Origin of the sequence: uncultured Amaricoccus sp. (genome assembly GCF_937858865.1) — a bacterium.
Classification (GTDB): Bacteria; Pseudomonadota; Alphaproteobacteria; order Rhodobacterales; family Rhodobacteraceae; genus Amaricoccus.
In genome coordinates this window covers 1-8,957 of sequence record NZ_CALLYO010000528.1, presented here as the reverse complement: position 1 = coordinate 8,957, position 8,957 = coordinate 1, and the positions used below count along the sequence as shown (strand labels likewise).

The 8,957-nt window shown below is 70.1% G+C and carries 8 protein-coding genes; 1 reads left to right on the top strand and 7 read right to left on the bottom strand.

The genetic code is table 11. The features are described 5' to 3' along the window. From Q0112_RS15435 to Q0112_RS15405, 7 genes are all read right to left on the bottom strand, one after another. On the bottom strand, window positions 1–935 hold a 935-nt coding region (locus Q0112_RS15435; RefSeq protein WP_297976825.1), incomplete at its 3' end, for an ABC transporter substrate-binding protein. Between the two features lie 174 nt (window positions 936–1,109). Next, on the bottom strand, window positions 1,110–1,874 hold the full coding sequence (locus Q0112_RS15430) for an SDR family NAD(P)-dependent oxidoreductase (RefSeq protein WP_297976823.1): 765 nt from the start codon (window positions 1,872–1,874) through the stop codon (window positions 1,110–1,112). After that, window positions 1,871–3,538, bottom strand: coding sequence for a GMC family oxidoreductase (locus tag Q0112_RS15425; protein WP_297976822.1), 1,668 nt, complete (start codon window positions 3,536–3,538; stop codon window positions 1,871–1,873). The genes Q0112_RS15430 and Q0112_RS15425 overlap by 4 nt, the downstream gene beginning before the upstream one ends. 151 nt (window positions 3,539–3,689) lie before the next feature. Then, the gene (locus tag Q0112_RS15420) at window positions 3,690–4,793 is read right to left on the bottom strand and encodes a substrate-binding domain-containing protein (RefSeq protein WP_297976821.1); all 1,104 of its coding nucleotides are present in this window, start codon (window positions 4,791–4,793) and stop codon (window positions 3,690–3,692) included. Between the two features lie 34 nt (window positions 4,794–4,827). After that, entirely contained in the window at window positions 4,828–5,772 is a 945-nt protein-coding gene (locus tag Q0112_RS15415; RefSeq protein ID WP_297976819.1) for an ABC transporter permease, read from the bottom strand. Next, the gene (locus Q0112_RS15410) at window positions 5,769–6,767 is read right to left on the bottom strand and encodes an ABC transporter permease (protein ID WP_297976817.1); all 999 of its coding nucleotides are present in this window, start codon (window positions 6,765–6,767) and stop codon (window positions 5,769–5,771) included. The genes Q0112_RS15415 and Q0112_RS15410 overlap by 4 nt, the downstream gene beginning before the upstream one ends. After that, window positions 6,767–8,308 carry a sugar ABC transporter ATP-binding protein gene (locus Q0112_RS15405; protein ID WP_297976815.1) on the bottom strand — a complete coding sequence of 514 codons (1,542 nt, stop codon included), beginning with the start codon at window positions 8,306–8,308 and terminating at the stop codon, window positions 6,767–6,769. The genes Q0112_RS15410 and Q0112_RS15405 overlap by 1 nt, the downstream gene beginning before the upstream one ends. A gap of 227 nt (window positions 8,309–8,535) precedes the next feature. Between Q0112_RS15405 and Q0112_RS15400 the strand changes: the two genes are divergently transcribed. Further along, on the top strand, window positions 8,536–8,957 hold a 422-nt coding region (locus Q0112_RS15400; protein ID WP_297976813.1), incomplete at its 3' end, for a GMC family oxidoreductase.

Genomic DNA, 8,957 nt, shown 5'->3' with positions numbered 1-8,957 from the left:
GCCTCGAGGTTGGTCTCGAGGTTGTCCTGGTCGATGCGGAGGAAGGGGACGGTGAGGTCCTTGGGCACCTCCTTGCCGTCGAGGATCTGCTGGGCGACCCAGAAGGCGAGGGTGGAGACGCCGGGGGCGATGGAGACGGACATGGTCTCGTAGCCGGAGGCGTCCTTCTGCTCCTTCCACCAGGCGAGCTCGTCCTGGCGGTTGCCCATGATGATCGTCGGCATCGGGCGGTCGGTGGCGGCGAAGGCCTGGGCGGCGCCGTAGCCGTCGCCGCCCTGCGTCACCACGGCGACGATGTCGGCGGGCAGGCTGGGCAGGACGCCGGCCACGGCCTTCTGGGCGACGTCCTGCGCCCAGTCGCCGTGCACGGAGCCGACGATCTTGAACTGCGGGTTCTCGGCGACGCCCTCCTCGATGCCGGAGTGGATCGCGTCGTCGACGAAGACGCCGGCGAGGCCGCGGATCTCGAGGAGGTTGCCGCCGTCGGGCAGCTTCTCGGCGAGGTAGAGGACCTCGTCCTTGCCCATCTGGTGGAAGTCGACGGCGATCCGCCAGGCGCAGGGCTCGGTGGCGATGCCGTCGAAGGTGACGACGGTGACGCCGGCGTCGCAGGCTTCCTTGATCGCGCCGTTCAGGCCCTCGGGCGAGGCGGCGTTGATGACGATGGCGTCGTAGCCCTGCAGGATCAGGTTCTGGATCTGCGCCGCCTGCTCGGTCACCTGGTTCTCGGCGGTGGTGAAGGCGTCGGCGGCGGCGACCGTGCCGTCGGCGACGGCGGGGGCGGTGACCTTCTCCCAGCTGCGGAGCATCGCCTGGCGCCAGGAGTTGCCGGCGTAGTTGTTGGAGAGCGCGATGCGCTTGTCGGCGGTGTCGGCGAGCGCGGTGCTGCCGATGGCGGTCGCCGCAAGCAGCACGGCGACGATGGGCGTCTTCATGGTTCGTCCTCCCTTGGTTGTTATCGGCGGGCCAGGGGCCGCCCGGCACATTATCGTGCGCCCGAGCGGCATAGCAACTGGGCGCCACAATTCAGCTATCGTCGGAGGCGATGAGGTCCGGGTGCGCCGGTCGAGGCGGTCTCCTTCCCGCTGTCGGAACTCTGGCCGGCCTAGTCAGCGGGTCAGGTAGCCGCCGTCGATGACCAGCACCTCGCCTGTCACGTAGCCGGAGGCGTCCGAGCAGAGGTAGAGGGCGGCGGCGCCGATGTCCTCCGGCGTGCCGACCTTGGGCATCGGGGTCATGCTGCGCCAGGTCGGCGCCCAGTCGGGGTTGGCGAAGCCGCCGGCGGTCATGTCGGTGTCGATGTAGCCCGGGGCGATCGCGTTCACGCGGATGTTGTCGGCGGCGTAGTCGCTGGCGATCGACTTGGTCAGCATGTGCACGCCGGCCTTCGACGCGTTGTAGGCGGCCTGCGGCTGCGGGATGTTGGAGATGTAGCCGGAGATCGAGCCGATGTTGAGGATCACCCCGCCCTTCTGCCGGCGCATCGGCCCGAGCGCCGCCTGGCAGGCGTAGAAGACGCTGTCGAGGTTGATGTCCATGATCTTGCGGTAGTGCGCCTCGGTGAAGTCGTGCGTCGTCCCGTGCTGGGCGACGCCGGCGTTGTTGACGAGGATGTCGAGCCTGCCGTCGATGGCGGCGGCGTCCTCGACGAGCTTCCTGACCTCGGCGGGCCTGCTGACGTCGGCCTGCAGGTAGTCGATGCGGAAGCCGCGGTCCTTGAGGGCCTGGACCACCTCGGGCTTCGGCTGGCGCGAGGACATGATGACGTGGGCGCCGGCCTCGGCCAGCGCGGTGGCGATGCCGAGGCCGATGCCACGGGTGGCGCCGGTGACGAGGGCGGTCTTTCCGTCGAGGCGGAAGAGGTCGAGGATCATGGCTGGGCTCCCTGGGATGTGGCGGCCGCCGACGCGCGGGGCTGGTCGAGGCCGAGGATGAAGTCGGTCGCGCGGTCGCCGAGCATCATGGCGGGCGCGGCGGTGTTGCCGGCGTTGATGTTCGGCACCGCCGACATGTCGGCGACGCGGAGGTTCTCGATGCCGCGCACGCGGAGGCGGGCGTCGAGGACGGCCATCCGGTCGCCGTCCGCCCCCATGCGGGCGGTGCTGGCCGGGTGGTAGTTGGTCTTGACGAAGCGGCGGCAGTGGGCGGCCATCACCTCGTCGGAGAGGTCGGGGCCCTCCGGGGCGATCACCCTCTCGATGCGCTTGCCGAGCGGGCCGGTGAGGAGGACGTCGCGGAAGTAGCGCTGGCCGGCGATCATCGTCGCCATGTCGTCGGGGTGCTTCAGGAGGTGCGGCGAGACCAGCGGCTTGTCGTCCGGGTCGGCGGAGCGGAGCCTGACCCAGCCGCGGGACTTCGGCTTCACGACGACGGTGGTGATGGTGACACCCCAGGTGTCGTCGAAGACCTGGAGCAGATCGCGGTCGAGGTAGACGATCGGGACGCAGAAGGCCTGGATCGAGGGGGGCGCGTCGGGGTCGATCGGGTTGATGAAGGCGCCGGCCTCGAAGCCGACGCTGAGGATGCGCCCGGTGCCGAAGGTCTTGAACTGGATGCCGTTCCAGAGCATCCGCCAGCCCGCGCCCTGGCGGTAGTAGCCGTAGCGGCCGTTGGCGACGGCGATGACCGGGACCTCGGGGTGGTCGACGAGGTTCTGGCCGACGCCGGGGGCGTCGACGGCGACCGGGATCCCGTGCTCCTGCAGCTGGTCGGCCGGGCCGATGCCGGAGAGCATGAGGAGCTTCGGGGTGACGAGGGCGCCGGCGGTCAGGACGATGTCGCCGCGGGAGCGGGTGGTGTGGGTGGCGCCGGCGGCGTCGGTCCAGGTGACGGCGGTGGCGCGGGCCTTCTCGATCTCGATGCGGCGGACGCGGGCCTGGAGCCTGACGGTCAGGCGGGGGTCGCGGCGGAGCGGCTCGATGTAGGCGTAGGCGGACGAGGAGCGGCGGCCGTTGCGGTTCATGAACTGGTAGAAGCCGGTGCCGCGCTGGGTGGGGCCGTTGAAGTCGGCGGTGAAGGGCTCGCCCCTGGCCTGGACCGACTGGACGAACCAGCGGGAGATGTCGTCGACATGGCCGGGGTCGGTGACCTGGAGCGGGCCGTCGGCGCCGTGCAGGTCGTCGAGGAGGCGGGCGTTGCCCTCGATGCGCTTGAAGTGGGCGAGGACGGTCGGCCAGTCCCAGGGGGCGCCGTCGTTGTTGGCGCGGAGGAGGGCGTCCCATTCGTCGTAGTCGGACGGGCGGCCGCGCATGTAGACCTGGGCGTTGACCGAGGTGCCGCCGCCGAGGACGTTGCCCTGGGGGACGTCGTGGACCCGGCCGCCGAGGTGCTCCTGCGGGACGGTCGAGTGGTAGGTCATGTACTTGCTGCCGTTGATCAGCTTGAAGATGCCCGGCGGCATGTCGAGGAGCGGGTGGCGGTTGGAGTAGCCGGCCTCGAGCAGCAGGACGCGGCGGCCGCCGTCGGTCACGAGGCGGGCGGCGGCGACGCAGCCGGCCGCGCCGCCGCCGATGACGATATGGTCGTATTCCTCGGCCAAGGGTCAGCGTCTCCCGGGTGCGAAATGAAGGGATTTCGCGCGCGAAACTATACCTAAGCCGATGATATTGCGGGGATTCATGGTGTTAATCGTTGGTGAATGTCGAAAAGAGGGGCATCCGGCGGGCGGATGCCCCTCGGGTCGGCGGCGCTCAGAAGTCGAAGTCGTTCACATTGTCCTTGGTGAAGACGAAGGGGTCGCCGAGCAGGATCTCGGAGCCCTTGATGACGGCGAGATCGCCGAGCTTGCCGGCCTTCACCGAGGTGTCGCCCGGCTTCAGCGTGCCGTCGGCGGTGGCGCGCAGCACGTGGGCGGCGGCATAGCCGAGGTCGACCGGGTTCCAGAGCACGGTCGACTTCACGCAGTCGCTCTCGATGTAGGGCCGCATGGCGTTGGGCGTGGCGAGGCCGACGACGGCGATCTTGCCGCACTGGCCGGCCTGGGTGACGGCGTCGGCGGCGGCCGGCGTCGCGATCGAGGTCATGCCGAAGATGCCCTTCAGCTCGTCGCCGTACTTGTTGATGAGCGTGTTGGCCTGGTTGAAGGAGAGGATGTTGTCCTCCTGCGCCTCGACGGTCTCGAGCCACTTCATCTCCGGGTGGCAGGCGGCCTGGTAGGCGGCCATCTCGGCGATCCAGCGGGCCTGGTTCGGCGTGGTGAAGGTCGAGGTGACGATGGCGAAGGAGCCGTCCGCGCCGATCTCCTCGGCCATCTTGTCGACGAGGGTCTTGGCGACGCCGTTGAACTCGGCCTGGTTCACGAACCACTGGCGGGCGTCCGGCTCGGCGTTCGAATCGTAGCCGACGACGTTGATGCCGGCGGCGAGCGCCTTCTTCAGCACCGGGGCGATGGCGACGCCGTCGTTGGCGGCGAAGAGGATGCCGTCGACGCCCTTGGTGATGTAGTTGTCGATCACCGTGATCTGGTCGTCGATATTGGCCTCGACCGGGGCGTCGGTCGTGATGGTCATGTTGCCGAGCTCGGCCGCGGCCTCCTGCATGCCCTTGGAGGTGGCGTCGAAGTAGCCGACCCCGATCAGCTTCGGCACGTCGACGACGGTGAGCGGCTTGCCGTTGCGGTCGGGCGGGTTGGCGGGCTCGCCGCCGTTGTAGGCCATCGGCTCGGGCGCCGGCGCCGGGCCGTCGCAGGGCAGCGGGTTGGTCGGCAGGTCGTCGCCGCCGGTCCAGCCCTGGGCGCCGGCGAGCCCCGCCGACAGGGCGAGCGCGGCGACCGCCGCGAGCATGGTGCGCAACATCAGTTTCCTCCGTGTTGTGGTTGTGGCGCAGTCTTCATCGGTTTGCGTCCCGGTGAAAGAGATTCGAGACGAGGATGGTCAGGATCAGCACCGCGCCGATGAGCACGACGGTGCCGTCGCTCTTCACGCCGGCGAGCGAGAGGCCGTTCTTCAGCGCCTGGATGAGGATGAGGCCGAGGATGGTGCCGACGACCGTGCCGCGGCCGCCGAAGATCGAGGTGCCGCCGAGGACGACGGCGGTGATGGCGTCGAGCTCGAGCCCGGTGCCCATGTCGGAGCGGGTGGTGGAGACGCGGGAGACGAAGATGACGGCGGCGAGCGCGGCGGCGAAGCCGGAGGCGGCGTAGATCGCGATCTTGGTCGCGTCGACGCCGAGGCCGGAGAAGCGGGCGGCGACCTCGTTCGAGCCGATGGCGTAGGTGGTGCGGCCCCAGGTGGTATAGGCGAGCGCCACCGCGCTGAGGAGGGCGACGAGGCCGAGGATCCAGAGCTGGGTCGGGACGCCGAGGACGCTGCCCTGGCCGAGGACGAAGAACCATTCCGGGTAGCCGCGCACCGAGCGGGCCTGGGAGATGCCCTCGGCGATGCCGCGGTAGAGCGCGAGGGTGCCGAGGGTCGCGATCAGCGCCGGCACGCGGAAGCGGGTGATGATGATGCCGTTGACGAAGCCGGCGAAGGTGCCGACGGCGAGCGCGAGCAGGATGGCGAGCGGCAGCGGCAGGCCGAGGTTCTTCCAGAAGACGCCGAGGACGATCGCCGTCATGCCGACGATCGAGCCGACCGAGAGGTCGATGCCGCCGGTCACGATGACGAAGGTCATGATCAGCGCGATGAGGCCGACCTCGGTCATCAGCCGGCCCTGGTTGAACAGGTTGTCGACGGTGAAGAAGCGGTCGGACTGCCGGTCGAGCACGAAGAGCGCGACGATGACAAGGAGCGCGAGGATCGTCTCGTGGCGGATGAGCTTCTTCGCCGTCACTGGCGGAACTCGCGGTTGCGCCGCGCCATGTCGACGAGGACGGTGACGAGGATGAGGAAGCCGATCACCGCGCGCAGCCAGTAGGCCGAGACGTTGACGAAGATCATCGCCGAGCCGATGGCGGCGAAGAGGATGGCCGCGAGCGTCGAGCCGATGACCGTGCCGGTGCCGCCGAGGATCGAGACGCCGCCGATCACCGAGGCGGTGATGATGGTGAGCTCGAGGTTCGGGGGCACGGTCGACTGGATGACGCGGAGCTGGGTGGCGAAGATCATCGTGGCGATGCCGGCGAAGGCGCCGTGGATCATGAAGGTCTGCACGATGCGCCGCTCGACCGGGATGCCGGCGGCGCGCGCCGCCTCCGGGTTGCCGCCGATCGCATAGAGCGAGCGGCCGAAGGCGGTGTTCCGCATCCAGAGGAAGGCGAGGAGGGTCAGCGCGACCATGAACCAGATCGGCACCGGCAGGCCGAGCCAGCGCTGCTGCGCCAGCTGGAAGGCCGGCGGCAGGTGGTTGATCCAGGCGCCGCCGGTGACGCTGACCAGCCCCCCCTTCAGGATCGAGAGCATGCCGAGGGTGACGACGATCGACGGCAGCCGCCCGTAGGCGACCAGCGCCCCGGTGACGCCGCTGATCGCCGCGCCGATGAAGACGGGCGCGATCCAGGCGATCCAGACCGGCGCGCCGGAGACGGCGAGGTTGCCGGAGATGGTGGCGAGGACCCCGATCAGCGCGCCGACCGAGACGTCGATCTGGCCGGTGATGATGACCATCGACATGCCGATGGCGGCGACCGCGATATAGGCGTTGCCGGCGATGATGGTGTTGAGGTTGTTGGTGCCGAGGAAGCGCGGGTTGATCGTGCTCACCACCACGAAGAGGGCGACGATGGCGGCGGCGATGACGATCTCCTGGCCGTAGGCGGAGACGATCCGCGCCGCGAGCGACCGCTTCGGGTGGAAGTCGGGCGCGGCGTGCAGGTCGGGCGCGGCCATCAGGCGGCCTCCTGCGCCGCGGCGCCGGCCATGGCGGCGCCGACCGACTCGGGGTTGGCGTCGGCGCGGTCGATGGCGGCAACGAGGCGGCCGGCGTGCATGACGAGGACGCGGTCCGACATGCCGAGGACCTCGGGAAGCTCGGAGGAGATCATCAGGATCGCCATCCCCTCCTGGGCGAGGCGGCCCATCAGGGCGTGGATCTCGGACTTGGCGCCGACGTCGATGCCGCGGGTCGGCTCGTCCATGATGAGGATCCTGGGGTTGGTCTCCAGCCACTTGCCGAGGACGACCTTCTGCTGGTTGCCGCCGGAGAGCTGGCCGACCACCTGGTCCGGCCCGCGGGCGCGGGTGCCGAGCTGCTTGATCGAGGCGGCGGCGCGCAGCGCCTCGTCGGCGAAGCGGATGAAGATGCCGGTCGCGACCTTCCGGAGCGAGGCCATCGAGACGTTCTGCGCGATGGTCATCGGGCGGACGAGGCCCTGCAGGCCGCGGTCCTCGGGCACGTAGGCGATGCCGAGATCGCACGCATGGCGCGGCGAGGTGATGGCGACCGGGCGGCCCTCGAGCTCGATGGTGCCGGCGGTGGCGGGGGTGATGCCGAAGATGGTCAGCGCGACCTCGGTGCGGCCGGAGCCGACGAGGCCGGCCATGCCGAGGATCTCGCCGCGGCGGAGCTCGAAGGAGACGTCGCGGAAGCGGTCGCCGCAGGCGAGGCCCTCGACCTTGAGCACGGTCTCGCGGATCGCCGGCTCGGGCTTGGGGAAGAGGTGGTCGATCTCGCGGCCGACCATCATGGCGACGAGGGATTGTTCGGTGACCTCGGCGATGGGCTTCGTGCCGATGAGGGCGCCGTCGCGCAGGACGGTGACGCGGTCGGCGAGCTCGAAGATCTCCGGGAGCTTGTGGCTGACGTAGACGATGCCGACGCCGCGCGCGCGCAGGCGCCGGACGACGTCCATCAGGCGGCGGACGTCGGCGTCGGCGAGCGCCGCCGTCGGCTCGTCCATGATGAGGACGCGGGCGTTCTGCGACAGGGCCTTGGCGATCTCGACCCGCTGGCGGTTGGCGACCGAGAGGGTGCCGACCTTGGCGTCGACGTCGAGGTCGTGGCTGTCGAGGCTGTCGAGGAGCTGGCGCGCGCGGCGGCGCATCTGCGTCCAGTCGAGCCGGCCGAGGCCCCTGGTCGGGGCGTGGCCGAGGAAGACGTTTTCGGCGACCGAGAGCTCGGGGAAGAGCAGGAGCTCCTGGTAGACGGTGGCGATGCCGCCCTCGACCGCGTCGCGCGGGGTGACGGCGGCGAGCTCCCGCTCGCCGATCGTGATGGTGCCGCCGTCCGGCGCGTGCACGCCGGCGATGACCTTGATGAGGGTGGACTTGCCGGCGCCGTTCTCGCCGAGGAGCGCGTGCACCTCGCCGGGGAGGACGTCGAAGTCGACGTCCTTGAGGACACGCACGCCGGCGAAGGATTTCGAGACGCCGGCGAGCGAGACGAGCGGGGTCACCGGCGACGTTACGGGCGGCATCACGGGCGGTGTCATCGGCCGCCTCGCCGGCCGGCCGCGCTGCGCCCGCGGCCGCGGGCGACCGCCTTCTCCCGTTCCAACCGTGTTCCTCCCCGTCGGCCAGTCTCGCGCAAGATCCGGTCCCGCGCACGATCCGGTCCGTGCCGCAGCAGCTTTCGAGCTTGCGCGGAATTTTTCGTTCGCGCAAGGCTGCGGAGGAGCGCGACGCGCGGCGTCGCGCGGGGAACCCGCGAGGTGGCCGCATGGCCGATGCCGACGATCCTGCCGGCTTCGATCATATCGTCGTCGGGGCCGGGACGGCGGGCTGCCTGCTCGCCAATCGGTTGAGCGCCGACCCGGCCCGGCGGGTGCTGCTGCTCGAGGCGGGCGGGTCGGACCGCTATCACTGGGTGCGCATCCCGGTCGGCTATCTCTACTGCATCGGCAATCCGCGCACCGACTGGATGTATATGACCGAGCCCGATCCGGGGCTGAACGGGCGGCGGCTGCGCTATCCGCGCGGCAAGGTTCTGGGCGGCTGCTCGTCGATCAACGGCATGATCTACATGCGCGGGCAGGCGCGCGACTACGACAGCTGGGCGGAGCTGCTCGGCGACGAGGAATGGTCCTGGGAGCGGGTGCTGCCCGACTTCGTCGCGCACGAGGCGCACTGGCGGGCGGCGGC

Excerpts from the sequence above, each read along its gene's own strand:
- Q0112_RS15430 (WP_297976823.1), bottom strand. The coding sequence starts at position 1,874 with ATGATCCTCGACCTCTTCCGCCTCGACGGAAAGACCGCCCTCGTCACC.
- Q0112_RS15420 (WP_297976821.1), bottom strand. The coding sequence starts at position 4,793 with ATGTTGCGCACCATGCTCGCGGCGGTCGCCGCGCTCGCCCTGTCGGCG.
- Q0112_RS15410 (WP_297976817.1), bottom strand. The coding sequence starts at position 6,767 with ATGGCCGCGCCCGACCTGCACGCCGCGCCCGACTTCCACCCGAAGCGG.
- Q0112_RS15405 (WP_297976815.1), bottom strand. The coding sequence starts at position 8,308 with ATGACACCGCCCGTGATGCCGCCCGTAACGTCGCCGGTGACCCCGCTC.